General features: G+C 55.1%; 18 protein-coding genes and 4 tRNA genes. 19 read left to right on the forward strand and 3 right to left on the reverse strand.

Annotated elements, in window-relative coordinates; all coding sequences use genetic code 11:
- Positions 1-2: 2 nt before the first annotated feature.
- The 3 genes from ACMGT0_RS05205 to ACMGT0_RS05215 form a co-directional block, all read right to left on the reverse strand.
- Entirely contained in the window at positions 3-1,592 is a 1,590-nt protein-coding gene (locus tag ACMGT0_RS05205; protein WP_054063784.1) for a sensor histidine kinase, read from the reverse strand.
- Complete coding sequence (locus ACMGT0_RS05210) at positions 1,582-1,815, reverse strand: PP0621 family protein (RefSeq protein ID WP_081005993.1); 234 nt, start codon at positions 1,813-1,815, stop codon at positions 1,582-1,584. The genes ACMGT0_RS05205 and ACMGT0_RS05210 overlap by 11 nt, the downstream gene beginning before the upstream one ends.
- A gap of 135 nt (positions 1,816-1,950) precedes the next feature.
- Complete coding sequence (locus ACMGT0_RS05215) at positions 1,951-2,967, reverse strand: outer membrane protein assembly factor BamD (protein WP_054059023.1); 1,017 nt, start codon at positions 2,965-2,967, stop codon at positions 1,951-1,953.
- A 150-nt stretch (positions 2,968-3,117) separates the two neighbouring features.
- On the opposite strand from ACMGT0_RS05215, the gene rluD reads away from it, so the two are divergent.
- The 19 genes from rluD to ACMGT0_RS05310 all read left to right on the forward strand — a co-directional run bounded on the left by rluD (position 3,118) and on the right by ACMGT0_RS05310 (position 21,934).
- Positions 3,118-4,080: a 23S rRNA pseudouridine(1911/1915/1917) synthase RluD gene (rluD, locus tag ACMGT0_RS05220; RefSeq protein WP_026145391.1), complete on the forward strand. Its 963-nt coding sequence runs from the start codon at positions 3,118-3,120 to the stop codon at positions 4,078-4,080.
- Positions 4,077-4,802: a peptidoglycan editing factor PgeF gene (gene pgeF, locus ACMGT0_RS05225; protein ID WP_054063786.1), complete on the forward strand. Its 726-nt coding sequence runs from the start codon at positions 4,077-4,079 to the stop codon at positions 4,800-4,802. The genes rluD and pgeF overlap by 4 nt, the downstream gene beginning before the upstream one ends.
- Before the next feature lie 130 nt (positions 4,803-4,932).
- Positions 4,933-7,497, forward strand: a complete 2,565-nt coding sequence (clpB, locus tag ACMGT0_RS05230) for an ATP-dependent chaperone ClpB (protein WP_054059021.1) — start codon at positions 4,933-4,935, stop codon at positions 7,495-7,497.
- Positions 7,498-7,808: 311 nt separating this feature from the next.
- Positions 7,809-7,884: transfer RNA gene (locus ACMGT0_RS05235), tRNA-Asn, on the forward strand.
- A 9-nt stretch (positions 7,885-7,893) separates the two neighbouring features.
- Positions 7,894-7,970, forward strand: a tRNA-Pro gene (locus ACMGT0_RS05240).
- Between the two features lie 5 nt (positions 7,971-7,975).
- Positions 7,976-8,051 (forward strand) — tRNA-Lys (locus ACMGT0_RS05245).
- Between the two features lie 93 nt (positions 8,052-8,144).
- Positions 8,145-8,221: transfer RNA gene (locus ACMGT0_RS05250), tRNA-Pro, on the forward strand.
- Between the two features lie 419 nt (positions 8,222-8,640).
- On the forward strand, positions 8,641-9,954 hold the full coding sequence (gene wbpA, locus ACMGT0_RS05255; protein ID WP_054059020.1) for a UDP-N-acetyl-D-glucosamine 6-dehydrogenase: 1,314 nt from the start codon (positions 8,641-8,643) through the stop codon (positions 9,952-9,954).
- Positions 9,955-9,971: 17 nt separating this feature from the next.
- Entirely contained in the window at positions 9,972-10,922 is a 951-nt protein-coding gene (gene wbpB, locus ACMGT0_RS05260; protein ID WP_416771731.1) for a UDP-N-acetyl-2-amino-2-deoxy-D-glucuronate oxidase, read from the forward strand.
- Positions 10,923-10,929: 7 nt separating this feature from the next.
- A complete protein-coding gene (locus tag ACMGT0_RS05265) occupies positions 10,930-11,505 on the forward strand; it encodes an acyltransferase (protein WP_054059018.1) in 576 nt (191 codons plus the stop codon).
- Positions 11,506-11,688: 183 nt separating this feature from the next.
- Positions 11,689-12,798, forward strand: coding sequence for a DegT/DnrJ/EryC1/StrS family aminotransferase (locus ACMGT0_RS05270; protein WP_416771734.1), 1,110 nt, complete (start codon positions 11,689-11,691; stop codon positions 12,796-12,798).
- On the forward strand, positions 12,795-14,066 hold the full coding sequence (locus ACMGT0_RS05275) for a lipopolysaccharide biosynthesis protein (protein WP_416771736.1): 1,272 nt from the start codon (positions 12,795-12,797) through the stop codon (positions 14,064-14,066). Before ACMGT0_RS05270 ends, ACMGT0_RS05275 begins: the two co-directional genes overlap by 4 nt.
- Positions 14,067-14,206: 140 nt before the next feature.
- The gene (locus tag ACMGT0_RS05280; protein ID WP_416771737.1) at positions 14,207-15,613 is read left to right on the forward strand and encodes a hypothetical protein; all 1,407 of its coding nucleotides are present in this window, start codon (positions 14,207-14,209) and stop codon (positions 15,611-15,613) included.
- 280 nt (positions 15,614-15,893) lie between these two features.
- A complete protein-coding gene (gene hisH / locus ACMGT0_RS05285) occupies positions 15,894-16,514 on the forward strand; it encodes an imidazole glycerol phosphate synthase subunit HisH (protein ID WP_239687999.1) in 621 nt (206 codons plus the stop codon).
- A gap of 1 nt (position 16,515) precedes the next feature.
- Positions 16,516-17,274 (forward strand): AglZ/HisF2 family acetamidino modification protein, encoded by a 759-nt coding sequence (locus ACMGT0_RS05290; protein ID WP_054059013.1) that lies wholly within the window; start codon positions 16,516-16,518, stop codon positions 17,272-17,274.
- Between the two features lie 3 nt (positions 17,275-17,277).
- Positions 17,278-18,393, forward strand: coding sequence for an N-acetyl sugar amidotransferase (locus tag ACMGT0_RS05295; protein WP_054059012.1), 1,116 nt, complete (start codon positions 17,278-17,280; stop codon positions 18,391-18,393).
- A 46-nt stretch (positions 18,394-18,439) separates the two neighbouring features.
- Complete coding sequence (locus ACMGT0_RS05300; RefSeq protein ID WP_081005992.1) at positions 18,440-19,543, forward strand: glycosyltransferase; 1,104 nt, start codon at positions 18,440-18,442, stop codon at positions 19,541-19,543.
- 24 nt (positions 19,544-19,567) lie between these two features.
- Positions 19,568-20,692 (forward strand): glycosyltransferase, encoded by a 1,125-nt coding sequence (locus tag ACMGT0_RS05305; RefSeq protein ID WP_081005991.1) that lies wholly within the window; start codon positions 19,568-19,570, stop codon positions 20,690-20,692.
- 21 nt (positions 20,693-20,713) lie between these two features.
- Entirely contained in the window at positions 20,714-21,934 is a 1,221-nt protein-coding gene (locus ACMGT0_RS05310; RefSeq protein ID WP_054059010.1) for a glycosyltransferase family 4 protein, read from the forward strand.
- Positions 21,935-21,962 lie beyond the last annotated feature (28 nt).

Here is a 21,962-nt window from a genome sequence, read left to right on the forward strand (position 1 = left end):
GCTCAACTCTGTTTAAGTACGTGTGCGAAGGTGATGCGAAAGCAACTGCCGCCTTCGTGCCTTGAATAGTCTAGGCGGGCCTGGTTGCTTTCGCATAACTCGCGGGACAGGTACAGGCCCAGGCCCGTGCCCTGGCTTTCGGTGGTGAAGAAGGGTTCGAACAGGTGCTGCAACTGCTCCGGAGCGACACCGGGGCCGTTGTCGCGGACCTCGAGCGTCGGCAGGTCGTTCCTGCGCTCGCGCGACAGGGTCAGCCAGACTTCGGCCTGGTCATGCAACTGGGCGCTGTAGCGCAGGCCGTTCTCCAGCAGGTTGTTCAGCACCTGGGTCATTTGCTGTGGGTCGGCGTGGGTCTTCAGCCAATCGTTCTCGATCCGCAGGTGCAGTTGCTGGCCCGGGCCGGCTCTTTCGCGCCAGTCGCTGACAAAGGCCTGCAGCCAGGGGCTCAGGTCGAGCAGTTGTGGCTCGGCCTGGCGTCGCCGCGACAGTTGCAGGACGTTCTCGATCACCAGATTCATGCGCTTGGACTGGTCCTGGATTATTTGCGTGAGACGCCGGTCGGGACCTTGCAGTTCCTCCGATTCCTGCAGCAACTGGGCCGCGTGGCTGATGGCGCCCAGTGGGTTGCGGATTTCGTGGGCGATCCCGGCGGTCAGTCGGCCCAGGGCGGCGAGTTTGAGCTGTTGGGCCTGTTGGGCGATTTTCGACAGGTCTTCGAGGAAGATCAGCGTCTGGCGCTGCTCGCCCCGCTGCAGGGCGATGAAGCTGGGCTGCAGGACCACGTCACTGCCCTCGACCTTGAGGCTTTGCGGGCGCAATGTCGGGTTGCTTTGCCACAGGCGCAGGCGGGCGATCAGCTCCGGCGAGTAGGGGTCGATCACTCGCCCGAGCAGATGCTCCTGGCCCAGCAGCGCCAGCCCGCTCTGGTTGACCAGTTGCACGCGATGTTCGGCGTCGAGCACCAGGATGCCGGTGTGCATGCGTTGCAGGATCAGGGCGTTGAGCTCTTCGAGCTTGGTCACGTCGCTGGCACGTTGTTCGGCCAGGGTTTCGCTGACGTTCAGCAGGCGGGTCAGCCCCTGGACGAGGAAGGACGCGGCGAAGCACAGCACGCCCAGCAGCCCGGCCTGCACATAGTAGTTGGCCGCCGCCGGGAGGCTGAAGCTCAGGTAGAAGGTCAGGTAGATGATGCCGCTGGCTGAAATGGCCGCGATCAGCAACCCTATGCGGCCGCGCAGCAGCACGTTGCTGATGGCGACCGAGGCGATCAGCAGGTTGCCCAGACCACTCGGCGGGCCACCTGCGGCATAGAACAGGCCCGACAGCATCACCGCGTCGGCCAGTGCCAGGCTGAAGACCTGGGCCTGGCGCCTGGGGTTTTCCAGCAGCACCACCACCAGGATGTTCAGGATCAGGTAGATCCAACTGCCGGTGCGAAACAGTTCGCCGTCGGTCAGTTCCAGCAGCTTGTCGTCCATCCTGCTGGAAATCAGCAGGACCAGGGCGATGCCGATGCTCAAGCGGTAGAGGTTGTAGAGCCTGAGCAGGCGCTGCGCCTGGGCTCCGCCGAGACTGAAGGTCTCAGCGGTCACGAGGGCCCGGACCTTGCTCGAGGTGAGCCTGGCTGCAATACCACTGTTGCTGCTGGCTCAGAGCGTGGTCGCGGGGCAGGTGCACGCCACAATGGGCACAGCGCACCATGGGTGCAGCGTTGGGTTCGTCGGCGGGGCGGCTGGCGGTTGCGGCCCGTTTGAATTTGCGCCAGAACCATACGGCAGCAGCGATCAGAGCGATCCAGAACAGTAGACGAACCATGGCAACCAGCTTTTCGGCGAATGATCCGGCAGTTTAGCCAAGCTCATGGCATGAGCCCAGTGCAATCGCGGCTGCCCGGGCTGAAGGCAAAAAAAAGAGCCTCGAAAGGCTCTTTTTCCGGCAGGCAACCCTGGCTCAGTCGAACAGGCCGAAGGTCATGTAGCTGAACCACGAACGGTCGCTGTTGTTGCCTTCGGCCTCATGCTGCTCTTCCTGGGCGGCATCGCTTTCGGTCGGCTTCAGGTCGGCCGGGATCGCGTCCTTGGCGTCCTGGAACTGTTTCATCACGTCCTGGTTGGCGCGGGTTTCTCCCGGAGGCAGCGGAGGACGCGACTCGATCAGACCGAGGGTGGCCTTGCTCAGCCAGGAGCGGTTGTCCGCCTCGGCAACGCTTGGCACGAACTGGCCGTCGACCAGGCTCGGGTGGTTCGGGTAGTTGGCCTTCAGCACTTCCAGGCTGCTGGCCGCCAGTTCGTCCAGGTGCAGGCGCTGGTAGGCCTCGACCATCACCGCCAGGCCGTCGCCGACCGAAGGGGTTTCCTGGAAATTTTCCACCACATAGCGACCGCGGTTGGCGGCGGCGACGTAGGCCTGACGGGTCAGGTAGTAGTCGGCCACGTGGATTTCGTAGGCCGCCAGCAGGTTGCGCAGGTAGATCATGCGCTGCTTGGCGTCCGGCGCGTAGCGACTGTTGGGGTAGCGGCTGGTCAGTTGGGCGAACTCGTTGTAGGAGTCGCGGGCGGCACCCGGGTCACGCTTGGTCATGTCCAGCGGCAGGAAGCGTGCCAGCAGGCCGACGTCCTGGTCGAACGAGGTCAGGCCCTTGAGGTAGTAGGCGTAATCCACGTTCGGGTGCTGCGGGTGCAGGCGGATGAAACGCTCGGCGGCGGACTTGGCGGCTTCCGGCTCGGAGTTCTTGTAGTTGGCGTAGATCAGTTCGAGCTGTGCCTGGTCGGCATAGCGCCCGAACGGATAACGCGACTCCAGGGCCTTGAGCTTGGCGGTGGCGGCGGTGTAGCTGTTGTTGTCCAGGTCGGCCTGTGCCTGCTGGTACAGCTCGACTTCGCTCAGGTTTTCGTCGACGACTTCCTTCGATGAGCAAGCAGCGGTCAGTGCGAGGATGGCGATCAGCAGCAGGTGTTTCACTTGCATGGCGGCTTGCGTCCCTATGACGGCCGCTGTCTTGGGCGGAGCCGTCCTGTTATGATGAACGCCCCGTTGAAAGCCTCGGGGCAAAAGACGCCGTATTTAACCACAAGCGCGCAGCCGAAACCAAAGGCTGTGCCGACGCCCAGTCCGAGCATGTCCGATAAAATTGAACTTCGCGCAGAGGTGCCGTCCGAGCTGGGCGGTCAACGCCTCGATCAAGTCGCCGCCCAACTGTTTTCCGAGCATTCGCGCTCGCGCCTTTCCACCTGGATCAAGGACGGCCGCCTGACGGTGGATGGTGCGGTGATCCGCCCGCGCGATATCGTCCACGGCGGCTCCGTTCTCGAACTGACCGCCGAACAGGAAGCCCAGGGCGAGTGGGTGGCCCAGGACATCGAGCTCGATATCGTCTACGAAGATGACGATATCCTGGTGATCAACAAGCCGGCGGGCCTGGTGGTGCACCCGGCTGCCGGGCATGCCAGCGGTACCCTGCTCAACGCCCTGCTGCACCACGTGCCGGACATCGTCAACGTGCCCCGTGCCGGTATCGTGCACCGGCTCGACAAGGACACCACCGGGCTGATGGTGGTGGCCAAGACCATCCAGGCGCAGACGCAACTGGTGGCCCAGTTGCAGAGCCGTACCGTCAGCCGCATCTATGAATGCATCGTGATCGGCGTGGTCACCGCGGGCGGCAAGATCAATGCCCCGATCGGCCGGCACGGCCAGCAGCGCCAGCGCATGGCGGTGATGGAAGGCGGCAAGCCGGCGGTCAGCCATTACCGTGTGCTCGAGCGCTTCCGCTCCCATACCCATGTGCGGGTGAAGCTGGAAACCGGTCGGACCCACCAGATCCGCGTGCACATGGCGCACATCAATTTCCCGTTGGTGGGTGACCCTGTCTACGGTGGACGTTTCCGGATTCCACCGGCAGCCAGCCCGACCATGGTCGACTCGCTGAAGAACTTCCCGCGCCAGGCACTGCACGCGCGGTTCCTGGAGCTGGAGCATCCGACCACCGGCAAGCGCATGAGCTGGGAGTCGCCGTTGCCGGACGATTTCGTCTGGCTGCTGTCGCTGCTCAAGCAGGACCGCGAGGCATTCGTCGGGTGAGCGATTTCCTGATCCCGGACTGGCCTGCGCCGGCGCGGGTCAGGTCCTGCGTTACCACTCGGGCCGGTGGTGTCAGCCAGGCACCGTTCGACAGCCTGAACCTGGGCGATCATGTCGAGGATGACCCGGCCGCGGTCGCGGAAAACCGCCGACGCCTCAATAGCGCCTTCTCCATCCGCCCGGCCTGGCTGCGCCAGGTGCACGGCGTGGGGGTGGTCGAGGCTGATCCGCAGGTGACCGCCGAGGCCGATGGCAGTTGGACGATGACGCCCGGGGTGGCCTGCACGGCGATGACCGCCGACTGTCTGCCGGCGTTGTTCTGTGATCGTGCCGGCACCCGGGTGGCGGCGGCCCATGCCGGTTGGCGTGGCCTGGCGGCGGGCGTGCTGGAGGCGACAGTCGACCGCCTCGACGTGGCGTCCTCGGAGATCCTGGTCTGGCTCGGACCGGCCATCGGTCCCCGGGCGTTCGAAGTGGGGGCGGAAGTGCGCGAAGCCTTCATCGCCACTCATCCGGAAACCATCGAAGCCTTCGTCCCCAGCTGCAACGCCGGCCGCTTCATGGCCGACATCTATGCCCTGGCCCGCCTGCGTCTGGCGGCACGTGGGGTCACCGCCGTTTACGGTGGCGGCTTCTGTACCGTCTCCGATCCACGCTTCTATTCCTACCGGCGCAGCCCTCGCACCGGCCGTTTCGCCTCCCTGGTCTGGCTCGCCGACTAGACTGTCCTGACCTGCGTCAATCGTTCGGCGCTTGAAACTCCCAGAATCGCCCGTATCTATAAATGCATCTGGCAGGCTTCTCCATTCAGGTGTGTCCATCGCTCCGGCCTGCTCAAAAGGAAGGTGACTAATGCGTATAGACCGATTAACCAGCAAATTGCAGTTGGCTTTGTCCGATGCCCAATCCCTGGCCGTTGGCCTCGATCATCCGGCCATCGAACCGACCCACCTGTTGCAGGCATTGCTGGAACAGCAGGGTGGTTCGATCAAACCCCTGCTGATGCAGGTTGGCTTCGAGGTCAACAGCCTGCGCAAGGAATTGAGCAAGGAACTCGACAAGCTGCCGAAAATCCAGAATCCCACCGGCGACGTCAACATGTCGCAGGATCTGGCGCGCCTGTTGAACCAGGCCGACCGCCTGGCCCAGCAGAAGGGCGACCAATTCATCTCCAGCGAACTGGTGTTGCTCGCCGCCATGGACGAGAACAGCAAGCTGGGCAAGTTGCTGCTCGGCCAGGGCGTCAGCAAGAAGGCCCTGGAGAACGCGATCAACAACCTGCGCGGCGGCGCGGCCGTCAATGACGCCAACGTCGAGGAGTCGCGCCAGGCCCTGGACAAGTACACCGTCGACCTGACCAAGCGTGCCGAGGACGGCAAGCTCGACCCGGTGATCGGTCGCGACGACGAGATTCGCCGTACCATCCAGGTGCTGCAACGGCGGACCAAGAACAACCCGGTGCTGATCGGCGAGCCTGGTGTGGGCAAGACCGCCATCGCCGAGGGCCTGGCCCAGCGCATCATCAATGGTGAAGTGCCCGACGGCCTCAAGGGCAAGCGCCTGCTGTCGCTGGACATGGGCGCGCTGATCGCCGGGGCCAAGTACCGCGGTGAGTTCGAGGAGCGCCTCAAGGCACTGCTCAATGAACTGTCGAAGCAGGAAGGGCAGATCATCCTGTTCATCGACGAACTGCACACCATGGTCGGCGCCGGCAAGGGCGAGGGCTCGATGGATGCGGGCAACATGCTCAAGCCGGCCCTGGCCCGCGGTGAGCTGCATTGCGTCGGTGCGACCACCCTCAACGAGTACCGTCAATATATAGAGAAGGATGCGGCGCTCGAGCGACGCTTCCAGAAGGTGCTGGTGGACGAGCCGAGCGAGGAGGACACCATTGCCATCCTGCGCGGCCTGAAAGAGCGCTATGAAGTGCACCACAAGGTGGCGATCACCGACGGTGCGATCATCGCGGCGGCCAGGCTCAGCCATCGCTACATCACTGATCGTCAGTTGCCGGACAAGGCCATCGACCTGATCGACGAAGCGGCCAGCCGTATCCGCATGGAGATCGACTCCAAGCCGGAAGTGCTCGATCGCCTGGAGCGACGTCTGATCCAGCTCAAGGTCGAAGCTCAGGCCCTGAAGAAAGAGGACGATGAGGCGGCGATCAAGCGCCTGGAAAAACTCCAGGAGGACATCGCCCGGCTGGAGCGCGAGTACTCCGACCTGGAAGACGTCTGGGCCTCGGAGAAGGCCGAGGTGCAGGGTTCGGCGCAGATCCAGCAGAAAATCGAGCAGTCGCGCCAGGAATTGGAGGCAGCGCGCCGCAAGGGCGACCTCAATCGCATGGCCGAATTGCAGTACGGGGTGATCCCGGACCTGGAGCGCAGCCTGCAGATGGTCGACCAGCATGGTCACAGCGAGAATCAGTTGCTGCGCAGCAAGGTCACCGAGGAAGAGATCGCCGAGGTGGTATCGAAGTGGACCGGCATCCCGGTGTCGAAAATGCTCGAGGGCGAGCGTGAGAAGCTGCTGAAGATGGAGAGCCTGCTGCATCAGCGCGTCATCGGCCAGAGCGAGGCCGTGGTGGCGGTGGCCAACGCGGTACGGCGTTCCCGTGCCGGCTTGGCCGACCCGAATCGCCCGAGCGGTTCGTTCATGTTCCTCGGCCCGACCGGGGTCGGCAAGACCGAGCTGTGCAAGGCCCTGGCCGAATTCCTGTTCGACACCGAGGAAGCCATGGTGCGGATCGACATGTCCGAGTTCATGGAGAAACACTCCGTGGCTCGCCTGATCGGTGCGCCTCCGGGGTATGTCGGTTATGAAGAGGGTGGTTACCTGACCGAGGCGGTGCGCCGCAAGCCGTATTCGGTGATCCTGCTGGACGAGGTCGAGAAGGCGCATCCGGATGTGTTCAATATCCTGCTGCAGGTGCTGGAGGATGGTCGCCTGACCGACAGTCACGGCCGTACCGTGGACTTCCGCAATACCGTGGTGGTGATGACCTCCAACCTCGGCTCGACGCAGATCCAGGAACTGGTTGGTGATCGAGAGGCCCAGCGGGCGGCGGTCATGGATGCACTGGGCAGCCATTTCCGGCCGGAGTTCATCAACCGGGTCGACGAAGTGGTGATCTTCGAGCCGCTGGCGCGGGATCAGATCGCCGGTATTACCGAGATCCAGTTGGGCCGCCTGCGGGGTCGCCTGGCCGAGCGCGAGCTGACGCTGACGTTGAGTGACGAGGCGTTGGACAAGCTTATCGCCGTGGGGTACGACCCGGTGTATGGTGCGCGGCCGCTGAAGCGGGCGATCCAGCGCTGGATCGAAAACCCGCTGGCCCAGTTGATCCTGTCGGGACGCTTCGTACCGGGGAGCAGCATCACGGGCCAGGTGGAGAACGACGAGATCGTCTTTGCCTGATTGGTGGCAGCGCCGAAAGGGAAGGGCCTCGCATCGCGAGGCCTTTTTTTTCGCCAAGGCGTTGAATTCAATGAAAAAGGCTTGTAAAGTGCGCCCCGCAACACGGTCATCCCCGGATCTCCCTGCAAAGGGAATTCCAGAAAAAAGATTGCAAATTCAGTGTCTTGAAAGCAATTTAGGGGTTGACAGAGAGTTGAAAGGTTGTAAAATGACGCGCCTCAGAGACGCAAACGCAGAAATGCGAAAGCGGCGAAGAGTAGGCTTCCAGCGATGGGAGTAAAGCGTTAGAGTTGTAGCTTGAAATGTGCTGTTCCGTGATAGCTCAGTCGGTAGAGCAAATGACTGTTAATCATTGGGTCCCAGGTTCGAGTCCTGGTCACGGAGCCAATTTCAAACCGGGGTATAGCGCAGTCCGGTAGCGCGCCTGCTTTGGGAGCAGGATGTCAGGAGTTCGAATCCCCTTACCCCGACCATATTCGGGTCGTTAGCTCAGTTGGTAGAGCAGTTGGCTTTTAACCAATTGGTCGTAGGTTCGAATCCTACACGACCCACCATTTTTGAAACCAGTTCGCTGGAATCAAATCTTAAGATCGGAAGCCAAAAGCGCTGATCGCAGAAGGCGCCTCCTGAAGGTGCCTTTTTTTTACCGGGGTATAGCGCAGTCCGGTAGCGCGCCTGCTTTGGGAGCAGGATGTCAGGAGTTCGAATCCCCTTACCCCGACCATATCTGAAATCCCCGTATCGAAAGATACGGGGATTTTTTTATGCCTTCCGAAATCATCAGGATGCATCAAGGCGCCTGGGTTGATCATTAAAGCCATACAGGAAGAGAAGTGGCATAATGAGTCTTTTGGGTTACAGAGCCAGGTGCGGCCTTCTTTAGGTGGATCTGAATCGCCTCCAGACTGGCGGCGTTCACTCCGGCGCTGTAGCGCGGTCCGCGACCCATCAGGCGGGAACTCTATCGTGTGCATGCGAGAATGGTCACCATAGGGTGCGTTGGGTGTCTGGCGGGCGTCGGGTGTATGGGCACTCGTCTGGAAATGCCAGGCAGGTATGCAAAGGAAAATATCAGCCTCGGGTGACCTCCCCCCGACTGGTTGAAGTGTCAATTGTTCAAGAATCAAATGGGAATTTAACCTGATGTCGGGCATCAAGCGGGCGAGTGTTGGCAAGTTCAAAAGCAGAGAAGCTCTGATCGGTATCGTCGGGCTGGGTTATGTCGGGCTGCCCTTGATGCTGCGCTACAACGCCATCGGGTTTCGTGTGCTCGGTATCGATATCGATGAGGTAAAGGTCTCCCGATTGAATGCCGGGCAAAGTTATATTGAGCACATCCCGGCAGAGAAAATACTCGCTGCCCGCCAGAGTGGTTTTGAAGGCACCACTGATTTCCGTCGGGCCAGTGAGTGCGATGCCTTGATCCTGTGCGTGCCAACGCCCCTGAACAAGTACCGCGAACCGGACATGAGCTTCGTGATCAATACCACCGAAGCGATCAAGCCCTATTTGCGTGAGGGGCAGGTGGTGTCCCTGGAGAGCACGACCTATCCGGGTACCACGGAGGAAGAGTTGCTCCCGCGGGTTCAGGAAGTCGGTTTGAAAGTAGGTGAGAACATCTTCCTGGTCTATTCGCCCGAGCGTGAGGATCCAGGTAATCCCGACTTTGAAACCCGTACCATCCCCAAGGTGATCGGTGGGCATACCCCGGCTTGCCTGGAGGTCGGTATTGCGCTGTACGAGCAGGCGATTGATCGCGTTGTTCCGGTCAGTTCAACCAAGGCAGCTGAAATGACCAAGCTGTTGGAGAACATCCACCGTGCGGTGAATATCGGCCTGGTCAATGAGATGAAAGTGGTTGCCGACCGAATGGGCATCGATATTTTCGAGGTGGTCGACGCGGCCGCGACCAAACCGTTCGGTTTCACTCCCTACTATCCGGGACCGGGGCTGGGTGGGCACTGCATCCCGATCGACCCGTTCTATCTGACTTGGAAGGCTCGCGAGTATGGCCTGCACACGCGTTTCATCGAGTTGTCCGGGGAGGTCAATCAGGCCATGCCCGAATATGTGGTCAGCAAATTGATGGATGGCCTGAACAACGATGGCAAGGCACTGAAAGGCAGCAGGGTGCTGGTGCTCGGTATCGCCTACAAGAAAAACGTGGATGATATGCGTGAGTCGCCCTCCGTCGAAATCATGGAACTACTGGTGGCCAAGGGGTGTGTCGTGGCCTACAGCGATCCGCATGTTCCGGTCTTCCCGAAAATGCGCGAGCATCATTTCGATCTGTCCAGCGAGGCTCTGACGGCCGAAAGCCTGGCGGGTTTCGATGCTGTCGTGCTGGCCACCGATCACGACAGATTCGACTATGAGCTGATTCGCCAGCATGCCCGGTTGGTGATCGATAGTCGCGGTAAATACCGTACCCCTGAAGCTCATATCATCAAAGCCTGATTGCTGGAGTGCTCCCCTTGAAACGTTTTGCCCTTATCGGCGCTGCTGGCTATATCGCTCCACGGCACATGCGCGCAATCAAAGACACGGCTAACGAACTGGTATCCGCCTATGACATCAACGATTCGGTAGGAATCATTGATAGCCTATCGCCGCAGAGCGAGTTCTTTACCGAATTTGAACGTTTCATCGAGCACGCCTGGCAACTCAAGCGTAGTGCGGAAACGGCTCTGGATTATGTCTCGGTCTGTTCACCCAACTACCTGCATCATGCGCACATTGCGGCCGGATTGCGCCTTGGCTGCGATGTCATTTGCGAGAAACCGCTGGTACCTACTCCGCAAGTGCTGGACGAGTTGGCCCAAGTCGAGCGTGAGACCGGCAAGCGGGTTTACAACATCCTGCAGTTGCGTCATCACCAGGCCATCCTTGACCTCAAGGAGAAGGTTGCCGGCGCGACTCGTGATGGCAAGTACGATGTAGAACTTACCTACATCACGTCGCGGGGCAAGTGGTACATGGAGAGCTGGAAGGGGGATCCGCGCAAGTCCTATGGGGTCGCCACCAATATTGGTGTGCACTTCTACGACATGCTGCATTTCATCTTCGGCAAGTTGCAACGCAACGTCGTGCACTTTGCCAATGACTACAAGGCTGCTGGCTATCTGGAGTATGAGAAGGCGCGCGTGCGCTGGTTCCTCTCCATCGATGCCCAGGACTTGCCCGATTCGGTCAAGGGCAAGAAGCCGACCTATCGCTCCATTACGGTCGATGGCGAGGAAATGGAGTTCTCCGAGGGCTTTACCGATCTGCATACCACCAGTTACCGGGAAATTCTCGCTGGGCGTGGTTATGGCATCGAAGATGCGCGCCATTGTGTGGAAACCGTGAATACCATTCGCTCGTCGGCTGTCGTTGCGCCGCAGAGTGATGAGGGGCACCCTTTCCTGGCATCCCTGGATCGCTGAGGCTGGTATGAACTATCAGGTCCACCCTTCTGCCATTGTCGATGAAGGTGCGCAAATCGGGGATGGTTCGCGGATATGGCACTTTGTGCATGTCTGCGGTGGTGCCCGTATCGGCAAGGGTGTATCCCTTGGGCAGAATGTCTTTGTCGGTAACAAGGTGATCATTGGGGATAATTGCAAGATTCAGAACAACGTCTCGGTCTATGACAACGTGATCCTGGAGGAGGGCGTTTTCTGTGGGCCAAGCATGGTGTTCACCAATGTCTATAACCCTCGTTCGCTGATCGAGCGCAAGAATGAGTATCGCGACACATTAGTCCGAAAGGGGGCGACCCTGGGCGCCAATTGCACGATTGTCTGTGGCGTCACTATTGGTGAGTATGCTTTCGTAGGGGCAGGGGCTGTGATCAATAGGGATGTGCCTGCCTATGCCCTGATGGTAGGGGTCCCGGCTCGCCAGGTTGGTTGGATGAGTGAGTTTGGCGAGCGCCTGGATCTGCCTATTGCGGGAGAGGCTGAAACTACCTGTGGGCAAACTGGTACTGTCTATCGTCTTGAAGGGCGGCGGCTTGTCGTGGTGTGAGCGTGGAGGAAATTCATTTGTGGTCGCGATTCGCCCGCTAACTTAGCAGATATCTTTCGCCCTTCATCTGCCTCCGCATATGAGGGGGATGTTCTCCAGTGGATGCCGTGTCGTGTCTCACGCCTATCGAGCATTTGTCAACATGAACCACCACGGTGTACAGCACCGCTATTGAAGCCTGTCATGGAATTTATAGATCTCAAGACCCAGTACCACGAGCTCAAAGCATCAATCAACGAACGTATCGAGCGTGTACTCGATCACGGTAAATACATCATGGGCCCAGAGGTTGTAGAGCTTGAAGTGAAGCTGGCCGAATATGCCGGGGTCAAGCACTGTATCAGTGCGAGCAGTGGTACCTGTACGCTTCTGATCGCGATGATGGCGCTTGGGATCGGTCGTGGAGATGAGGTCATTACTACACCGTTCACCTTTATTTCGACAGGCGAGATGATCGCTTTACTGGGTGCAACACCTGTTTTTGTCGATGTTGACCCTAATACCTGCAACATCGACCCGGAAAAAATCGAATCTGCAATTACGCCTCGTACCAAGGCAATCATGCCTGTCAGCCTGTACGGGCAGTGTGCTGATTTCGATGCCATTAATGCCATCGCTCAAAAGCACGGACTGACAGTCATTGAGGATGCCGCCCAGTCGTTTGGTGCGACATACAAGGGGCGTCGCTCTTGTGCTCTTAGTGGTATCGGTTCAACCAGTTTTTTCCCGTCCAAGCCGCTGGGGGCTTATGGTGATGGTGGAGCCCTGTTCACCGACGATGACGACTTGGCCAAGAGCATGCGCGAGATTCGTATCCATGGGCAGGATAGGCGCTACCATCACCCTCGCGTGGGCCTCAATGGTCGTCTGGATACGCTGCAGGCTGCCGTCCTGCTTGCCAAGTTGGAGCGCTTTGATTGGGAGGTGGAGCAGAGATCAAGGGTTGCAGCTCGTTATGATCAATTGATATCGAGTGCATGTCCTGCTGTCGTGACTCCTTATATTCTTCCCCAGACCAGCAGTGTCTATGCGCAGTACACCCTTCGGGTAAAGGCGCGCGACGACTTATCCCGGGAATTGAATGCCCTTGGCGTGCCGACTTCCGTGCATTATCCGACTCCCTTGCATTTGCAGCCTGCCTTTGCCCATCTTGGGCTCAAAAAGGGTAGTTTTCCTGCGGCCGAGCTTTGCAGTCAGGAGGTTTTGAGTCTACCCATGGGGCCTGACATCACCGATGAGCAGCAGAGCTTCGTCGTCGAATCGTTGCAGAAAGCACTTCAGAGAGTTTCATGAGTCCTTTCAGGAAGCTGTTTGGCTCCGTCGTAAGCTATGCATCGGCGAACGTTATCAATAGTGCGATTCCATTTTTCTTATTGCCCGTCTTGACGAGGGTTCTATCGCCAGGGGAGTACGGCATAGTTGCAATGCTCACTACTGTCATGAGTGTGCTTTCGGCTTTTACTGGTCTTAGTCTCCATGGGGCGGTCAGCGTTCGTTATTTTGATCGGGAAACCAATCACCCGCGTTTTCTCGGAACCTCTCTCGCTGTCCTGAGCGGGAGCACGCTATTAACTTTATTAGTCGTTTTTTTTGTGTCTTCCCCTCTGTCTCGTTGGGTGAACCTTCCTGTCGAATGGCTGCTTGTGGCCGTTTTGGCCTCTGCTGCTCAAACAATCATGCAAATCAGGTTGGTAGTTTGGCAGGTCAAGAATCAGGTTTTACGATATGGAATATTCCAGATCTCCCAAACCTTATTCAATCTGTCCCTTTCCCTCGGGTTGGTTCTTGTTCTGGGGATGGGCTGGGAGGGCCGGGGGCTCGGTCTGGTAAGCGCTGTTTTCCTGTTTGGTTTGTTGGCGTTGTATAGCTTGCAACGTGCAGGGGGGATCGACTGGCGGTTTGATATTGAGTATGCCAAGGCGGCGTTACGTTTTGGTGGGCCGCTGATCCCCCATGCGATTGGTGGAATGATGATAGCCATGAGTGACAGGTTCATCATAACCTCGGTCCTGGGGGTTACTGCGACGGGTAGTTATGCGGTCGGTGCGCAGATGGGCATGGTTGTAGGGATATTGGTTGATGCAATTGTAAAGGCTTTTGGTCCTCATCTGCTAAGTGAGTTGCAGGGAAGAGATCGTGATTCGGGGATCCGTATTGTACGACAGTGCTGGGTGTCATTTCTATTTTTCCTGATTCTGGCCATATCTTATGTGAGCCTTCTTCCTTATGTTTATCCCTGGATTGTTGGGCGGGAGTATGGTGATTCTCTGAAGGTTGCCCAGCTGATAGGCTTTGGTAACGCTTTTATGGGTATGTATTATGTGGTCGTGGGGTTTGTGTTTTTTGCCGAAAGAACGGCCTATCTCGCTAAATTAACTTTTTGTATTGGGGTTTTTAACGTGATCCTAACCGTTTTTCTAGTTAATCGGCTGGGGGTGATAGGGGCTGCATGGAGTTACGTTCTTGTACAAATGGCATTCTTTTTTGGAGCTTGGTATATTGCTCAAAAAATATTGCCGCTGCCATGGTTTTCTGCTTTCTTGGAGAATAAATCCCCATGATTTTGTGAGCGGCAATTGGTTAGTGTGTTGATTTTTTAGCTGCCAAATAGTTTTTACGTAAAGTAGCCAGGCGGGCAGAATATGGGCGCAGAATGGATGTTAATGTGTTTGGTAGCGATCAGATGAAGGGGAGTCCGACGTTGAAGGAATTGCTGCAGATCGAGAATGATCCGGCATTTCTGGAGTTTCGCTGTGCCAAAACCGCATATTTGCTTTGGCCGCTGATACGGATTCAGTTTTTTAGGCAGTTGATCTCTGACCTTTTTTACAAACATGCTTCTTTGCTGGCTCCTGTTTCGGTTGTTCCTTATAAGAGTATTCTGAGTGTTCTGACAAAAAGCGTTTTTCACAACACCTGTCGGCAGCATGGTCAAAGTGAAATATTGGTGTTTGCAACCGGTGCTGGTCAGTTCAAGCGCCAAGGTGTTTGGTTTAATCGTATTACTGATTATCTGGTTGAAGCTTCATTCAGAGATGTTGCGACCGTCGAAGGAATTGTAGATTGGAAATTTCCAGAGCCTCGCTGGAATAAAAAAGTTAACTATTGGTTGCCCCGGAACATGCTGATACTGTTGTCTGGTCGCATGTGTTCGCGAATGGAGCATGCGCGGCAGGCTCGTGAGGTGTTGGAGTACGCCAGGGCTAGGGCTTTTAGTTTGTGTGGACTATCCATATCCGATCAGTGCGTGGAAATGCTGGTAGGAGTTATGTCGCGAAAGATTGCGCGTCTATCAATTATGCAGTCTGCATATCGACGTGTTCTTGGCAGGGTCAAGCCTCGTTTACTTATCCTTGAAGAAGGTTGCTATAGTGATCATGGGGTACTTAATAGTGTGGCTCGGGAGATGGGGGTCCGTGTAGCCGAGCCTCAGCATGGGATGATTTCTGCAGGACATGATGCTTATAATTACTCTTCGTTGCTGTGTAATAGTGAGCAGTATCGAGAATACCTTCCGCATGACTTTCTTGGCTATGGTCGTTGGTGGAATGATCAGATAAATGTTCCTGTTGAGAAGTGGGTTATAGGTAATCCTCATTATAGTGCGCAGGTTCGTTCCTTAAAAAGAGGGGCAGGCAATAAAAACATCCTGATTCTCAGCGATGGTATCGAATTTTCTTTGTATTTGAGGTTGGCTGAGGAGCTTAGCTCTCTTCTGCTGGGGCGCTATACGGTTGTCTTGCGGCCACACCCATTGGAGCGACTTCAGGTGCATGAGCGGTTTCCCGGTGGCTTGGCCGGGAATGTGGTAATTGATCGCCATCAAGATATATATGAGTCATTTGCCAGCTCTTATGCTGTTGCGGGTGAAGTGTCGACTGGCTTATTTGAAGCAATGGGTATTGTGGAAAAGGTGTTTCTATGGGATACCGAGAAGGCAAGATTTGCTTACCCGGTTCATCCTTTCTTTGCATTCTCTAATGCACAGGAGTTCGCAAGTGCTATTCTTTCTCCTGAAGAGGGGCGCCTAAGCGTTACCCAGGAAGATATTTGGGCGACCGATTGGAAGGGGAATTTTCAAAGCTATCTGGAGCATGTTTTAGTTTGAAAACAGAAACGTGTATCTGTTTCGATTGTCGCTTCTCATCGAGCGGTGAAGACGTATGTGATTGGCGTGCCTTATCTCGATGAGGTGCGACGGTATTATTCTTGTGTGTCGCTTTATCTGCGGGACTCATGGATAATGGATCCATGAGGGCTTTTAAGCGTTACCGTTGTGTAACGGGAGAAGGTTGGCTTTCCGGAGACGTTGGTTGCAGGGGGGGGCGATAGGTTGAGGTCTCGTGCTCTAGTCTGTAATCAGCGAAGTGACTGAACGGTGCGTTTCTGTGGCTGAAAAAAAAATATCTGTGATCGACTATGGTAGCGGCAATCTGGCTTCAGTCGTCAACATGATCCGCCATGAGGGGGGCGAGGCCCAGATCATCAGCACACCTGAGCAGCTTGTTGGTGCTGAAAAACTGATTCTCCCTGGCGTGGGTGCCTTTGACCATGCAATGTCATGTCTGCGCCAGAATGGCTGGGTTGCGCCTCTGGAGCAGGTCGTCTTTGAGCGCAAGGCTCCTATCATGGGGATCTGCCTGGGTATGCAATTGCTGACCTGTGGAAGCGAGGAGGGGGCAGAGCCCGGTCTTGGGTGGATCAATGCCCAGGCGAGGCGTTTCCGACCAACCGATGTCAAGCTCAAGGTCCCTCACATGGGGTGGAACGAAGTGCGGCAGGTTCGTGATGACGCATTGATGCCGCAACTTGAAGCCAAGCGTCGATTCTACTTTGTACATTCCTATCGTGTTGAGTGTGTGAACCCTGAGGATGTCCTGCTTGAGTGTGACTATGGCGAGACATTTGTCGCGGCTTTCAGCCGAGAAAATATATGGGGATTCCAGTTCCATCCCGAGAAAAGTCACAGATTCGGCATGGAACTCTTCCGGCATTTTCTAGAGGTGTAGTTTGCTCAAGCATCGTGTGATTCCTGCGTTGTTGCTGCGTGAAGGAGGTCTTGTCAAGACCCAGAAGTTTGGTAAACACAAGTATATTGGCGATCCGCTCAATGCCATTCGTATTTTCAATGAAAAAGAAGTTGATGAACTTGTTTTACTGGACATTGATGCCACCCGGCAGGGGCGTGAGCCGGACTATGAATTTATAGAAAGTGTTGCTGCCGAGTGCTTTATGCCGCTTGGTTATGGCGGCGGAATAACAAGTGTTGAACAGGTCCGGCGGATATTTTCCATCGGGGTTGAAAAAGTAATCTTGCAGACAGCCGCACTTGAAAATCCTGACTTGATTCGGGATTTGGCGGAGCGATTCGGTAGTCAGAGTATCGTAGTTTCCATTGATGTTAAGCGTAACTGGCTGGGGCGTTATCGGCTGCGCTCAATAGCGAAAGGCGGCATAGCATCGAGCGACTGGCTCTCGGTGTTGAAAGAGTTGGTTGCAGCAGGGGCGGGTGAAGTCCTGCTCAATGCGGTTGATCGTGATGGAATGCAAGAGGGCTATGATTTACGTCTTATCCAGATGGCAGCTGAAACTGTCGATGTTCCGCTCATCGCTTTAGGAGGGGCTGCGGGTGTCTCGGACTTTGCTCTCGCCATCGGCGCCGGCGCATCCGCGGTGGCTGCAGGTAGTTTCTTTGTTTTACAAGGGGCGCATAGAGCTGTGTTGATTACCTATCCAGAATATGCGGATCTTGAAAAACATTTGGGGTGATTGATGAGTAAGTCTTACCAGATATGCACTCGTTGCGTGATGGACACCAGTGCATTGGATATTTCGTTTGATGCGCATGGGGTATGTAATTATTGTTCGGAGTTTCTGATTCGCTCAGGCCACCTTCTCGAAGAAAGCGATGAAAGACGAAATGAGCGGCTCTCTGAGTTTGTTGAAAAGGTTAAGGCAGATGGTGCAGGAAAAACCTATGACTGCATTGTTGGTGTGTCCGGCGGTGTCGATAGTTCCTGGGTTTTAGTCAAGGCTGTCGAGCTTGGATTGCGCCCCTTGGCCGTGCACATGGACAATGGTTGGAATTCCGAGCTTGCTCAAAATAATATCGCTAATCTGATCAAAAAGCTAAATGTCGATTTGTATACTCATGTTGTTGATTGGGGTGAATACAAGGCGCTGATGCAGGCCTTCTTCGATAGCGATGTGATCGATGTGGAATTGTTGTATGACAATGCCATGCTGGCGGTCAATTATAAGATGGCTGCAAAATATGGGGTTTCTCATATTCTTTCCGGAAGTAATCAGAGCTCCGAGGGGATGTCCATTCCGGTCGGCTGGAATTGGTTTAAGTACGATAAGAGAAATATCGTCTGTCTTGCTCGGCGATCAGCTGTAAGGATAAAGACTTTCCCCATGTTGGGGACGCTGGGATATATCTATTATACTTATGTAAAGAAGATTAAGTGGCAATCGATGCTCGATATGATGCCCTACAGTAAAGTTGCTGCCATGCAGGCCTTGAAGGAAGATTTTGGCTATAAACCGTATCCCTATAAGCACTATGAGTCAATATTCACCAGGTTCTATCAGGGGTTTCTTCTTCCAAGGAAGTTTTCGGTCGATAAGCGTAGGGTTCATTTTTCCACCCTGATTATGTCTGGGCAAATGACCCGGGATGCGGCACTGATCGACTTGGAAAAAATCCCATATCCATCTGAAAAGGATTTGGTCGAGGATCGCAATTATTTCTTGAAAAAGATGAGATGGGCTGATTCGGATCTGACCAGTTATCTCTCTCGGCAGCAGCGAAGTCATGCCGAGTTTGGCTCGGAAATAGAATTCTGGAAATTTTGCATGAAGGTTTATCGTGCTGTTTTTAAATAAAATGGCGTAGAGATTAGAGCAGTCTATCGTTAGTAAAGGTACGTGCATGTCGGTATTGGTGATGAGCTTCTATGGCGCTCCCGGTGGCGCTGAACGGCGTTTTGTCAGGACGTTCAGAAAAATGCAGGAGCTGTATGGCGGGCATAGACTCATCATTAACTCACATGGTAAGACCGCTCTTGAGTCGGTAGGGGTGCCACTGGATTTGAATGGAGTCGTGGTGCTGAACGACTTGCGTTTGTTTGGACGGCTGGGAGCTGTGAGCAAAGTCGCATTTGTCTTTCAGCTTTGGTGGTACGTACTGTCGCAGCGCCTCCGCCATCTACACTATCCCGTTGACCCTTCTTACTTGACTCTGTTTCATTCTTTTGTGGGGCGGGCGCTGAGAGTGCGTTACTCTCTGTCCGTTGTGGATTCGTCTCGCCCGGATAGAAGTAACTTTAGTCGATATAGCTGGTTTTTATGGCGGCGAAGTATTGGCTTTGCAACCAGGCTGGACTGTCTTTCGGGGGGGATAGCAAAAAGCGTCGAAAGACTTTTTGGTGTACGGCCGCCAATTGAAATTTCACCATGTTCCTTTACTGACTATAGTCGTTCTTTTGTGGCTGAGAAAAAAGACTATGATATTGTCTTGATGAGTCGTCTCTGTGAGGGAAAGGGTTTGTCGATTTTTTTTGACGCCTTGACCGAGATAAAGAAAAGCTATAGCGATTTCTCTGTTGGAAATATCGGTATTTTTGGCGCGGGGCCGTTACATGATTATGTAGAGTCTCGAATTGCCGGGCTTCCGTCTTTTCATATTGAACTAGGTTTTGCTTCGAATCCATTTGAGGTATTGTCAAGGGCAAAGATATTTATGTCCTTGCAGGATAAGGAAAATTACCCTTCACAATCATTGCTCGAGGCAATTTCGTGTGGGGCCTTGGTTATTGCAACCGATGTGGGAGAAACCCATCGGATCGTTTCTGATGAAGTTGGCTATCGTGTTCCTGCTGATGCCGCCAGGCTGGCTGACAAGATCGTGGTAGCGTTGACCCGTTTGCGTATGAATCAATTCGATTGGCAAGGGGCTGCCGAAATGGTTCGCAGGGAACATACGGTGGAGCGTTTCTCTACTTATTTTTCCGGTTTCCTGGAGCGTGCCTTATAACCATTTGTTGTCTAGGAGCTTTTTTTGAAACTCTTGGTGAATGCAAGTAATTTGCATTTTGGGGGTGGGGTACAGGTCGCCGCCTCGTTCATTGATGAATTATCTCGGTTGGGTGATAGAGCCGAGCAATTTTCCGTGCTCGTGTCCACTGAAGTGCATGACAATCTGGTGCGTATCGATTGCAAAACCTCTGGCTTTGTTGATTATGAGGTCTTTGATACCCATGGTTTGTCGTGCCTTTGGGCTTCTTTATCTGGGCGTTTCAAAGGATATGATCTTGTCTTCACCATATTCGGCCCGGCCTATTTTCTCTCTCAGAATTTCGTCAGTATAGTAGGGTTTGCACAGGCGTGGATTATTTATCCGGATAACGACTCCTACGCGAATACCCCAAAGCTCAGCCGTTATAAGGCACGTTTACGTTACTGGCTACAATCACTTTTTTTCCGTCGAGCCGACCGCTTGGTTGTCGAGGCTGAGCATGTCAGATCTGGTTTGGCTGGCCGTGGTATTTTTGCCGCCGAAGCAATTGATGTTGTGCCTAACTGTATATCCTCCTTGTATTTTGATCCTGCCAAGTGGGAACCTTTGGGTTTTTCCCTGCCGGCTGCGGATGTTTTAAGGATTGGTTATGTTGGGCGTGATTACCCGCACAAAAATCTCGATGTGCTTCCTGACGTAAGCAGGACGTTACGCGAGGTTTACGGTGTTGATGTTGAGTTCTGTGTCACTCTTAGTGATAGTGAATGGGCGGCTCGATCTGATTCTTTTAAAGCTGCGGTAAAAAATGTTGGAGTTCTTTCCGTATCGCAGTGCCCTTCTTTTTATCAGCAGATGGATGCGGTGATATTTCCAAGCCTTATTGAATGCTTTTCAGCCACGCCACTGGAAGCCATGGTGATGGGTAAGCCCTTGTTTGCTTCAGATCGGGGGTTTGTTAGGGACGTCTGCGGAGAGTGGGCGAACTACTTTGACCCACTTGATGCGGAAGATATCGCTAAAACTATAAATTTATATTTTTCTACCGAAGAGCGCGCGCGCTGCATTAAGTTGCAGGCGGCTCAGAAGTATTCGGCTGGTTTTTCCTCTGCAAAAGGACGGGCGCTTAGTTATCTTGATATTATCGAGAGAGCACTGCGTGGGCGTTGATAATTATTTGGCTTATTCTGTATGAAAATCCTTGTCCTTTCTCAATATTTTTGGCCGGAAAGTTTTATAATAAATGATATTGTCCGTGTGCTTCATGAGCAGGGGCATGAGGTGGTGGTGGCTACCGGCAAGCCTAATTACCCGGAGGGCAAGGTGTTCGACGGGTACCGTGCCATCGGGAGTCTTCGTGAGAGCTATCTGGATAAAATCGAGGTATTGCGCGTTCCTCTCTGGCCACGAGGGAAGGGTGGGGCCAGGAACCTGGTTTTCAATTATCTTTCATTTGTTCTGGCGGGACTGCTCTATCTGCCATTCATGTTAAGGAAGCGCGACTTCGACGCGATCCTTGTTTTTGCGCCGTCTCCTGTTCTACAGGCCATTCCTGCGATTCTGCTCAAATGGCTCAAGAAGGCACGATTGTCCCTCTGGGTGCAAGATCTCTGGCCGCAGAGCCTTTCCGCCACGGGGTTTGTCAAAAATCCTTGCGTACTCAAGGCTGTGGGAGGAGTGGTCAAGGTGATTTATCGTTGTTGTGACTCTCTGCTCGTGCAATCGCATGCCTTTATTGATCCGGTGGCGGCCTTTGCCTCGCGGGAAAAGATCGAGTACTACCCTAACTCCATGGATGTTCGGGCGCCTAATGAGGTCGAGCCCATTCCCCTGGAGTTGACCGAGTTGCTGGCAAATCATTTTTGTGTAGTGTTCGCTGGCAATCTGGGGACGGCCCAGGCCCTGGATACTCTGGTGCAGGCTGCCGTTCATCTGCGCGACGACTCCCGGATTCGTATCGTCCTGATCGGTAGTGGTAGTCGCCTTGCCTGGTTGAAGGAGCAACAACAAGAGCACCAATTGAGCAACCTGGTTTTGCCTGGCCGTTTCCCGAGTCAGTCAATGCCGCAGGTGTTCGCGCGGTCATCGGCCCTGCTGGTTTCCCTGAACAATGAAGAGGCATTCGCCCAGACCATACCGAGCAAGATTCAAGCTTACCTGGCTGCTGGTCGCCCTGTGATTGCCTGTCTTAACGGCGAGGGCGCGCGTATTGTTCTTGAGGCTCGGGCCGGGCTGGCATGCCCTGCCGAGGAGGTTTTGCCTTTGGTCGATGCCATCCGGCATATGGCTGGCATGAGCCCGGAGGAGCGGGAAGCTATGGGGCGCTCGGGGAGAGATTACTTTGGAAGGCACTTCGAGATGCAGATGCAGGTTCGTCGTCTGGTGGAGCTGTTGCAGCCGGCAGTGACGTGATATTGGTTTTGCCAGCGAGATGCATTTG

This window comes from Pseudomonas sp. RHF3.3-3 (genome assembly GCF_048069595.1).
Taxonomy (GTDB): domain Bacteria; phylum Pseudomonadota; class Gammaproteobacteria; order Pseudomonadales; family Pseudomonadaceae; genus Aquipseudomonas; species Aquipseudomonas fuscovaginae_B.

Excerpts from the sequence above, each read along its gene's own strand:
- clpB (WP_054059021.1), top strand. The coding sequence starts at position 4,933 with ATGCGTATAGACCGATTAACCAGCAAATTGCAGTTGGCTTTGTCCGAT.
- ACMGT0_RS05300 (WP_081005992.1), top strand. The coding sequence starts at position 18,440 with ATGTCGGTATTGGTGATGAGCTTCTATGGCGCTCCCGGTGGCGCTGAA.
- ACMGT0_RS05215 (WP_054059023.1), bottom strand. The coding sequence starts at position 2,967 with ATGCAAGTGAAACACCTGCTGCTGATCGCCATCCTCGCACTGACCGCT.
- ACMGT0_RS05210 (WP_081005993.1), bottom strand. The coding sequence starts at position 1,815 with ATGGTTCGTCTACTGTTCTGGATCGCTCTGATCGCTGCTGCCGTATGG.
- ACMGT0_RS05265 (WP_054059018.1), top strand. The coding sequence starts at position 10,930 with ATGAACTATCAGGTCCACCCTTCTGCCATTGTCGATGAAGGTGCGCAA.
- ACMGT0_RS05275 (WP_416771736.1), top strand. The coding sequence starts at position 12,795 with ATGAGTCCTTTCAGGAAGCTGTTTGGCTCCGTCGTAAGCTATGCATCG.
- ACMGT0_RS05310 (WP_054059010.1), top strand. The coding sequence starts at position 20,714 with ATGAAAATCCTTGTCCTTTCTCAATATTTTTGGCCGGAAAGTTTTATA.
- ACMGT0_RS05295 (WP_054059012.1), top strand. The coding sequence starts at position 17,278 with ATGAGTAAGTCTTACCAGATATGCACTCGTTGCGTGATGGACACCAGT.
- rluD (WP_026145391.1), top strand. The coding sequence starts at position 3,118 with ATGTCCGATAAAATTGAACTTCGCGCAGAGGTGCCGTCCGAGCTGGGC.
- wbpA (WP_054059020.1), top strand. The coding sequence starts at position 8,641 with ATGTCGGGCATCAAGCGGGCGAGTGTTGGCAAGTTCAAAAGCAGAGAA.
- ACMGT0_RS05270 (WP_416771734.1), top strand. The coding sequence starts at position 11,689 with ATGGAATTTATAGATCTCAAGACCCAGTACCACGAGCTCAAAGCATCA.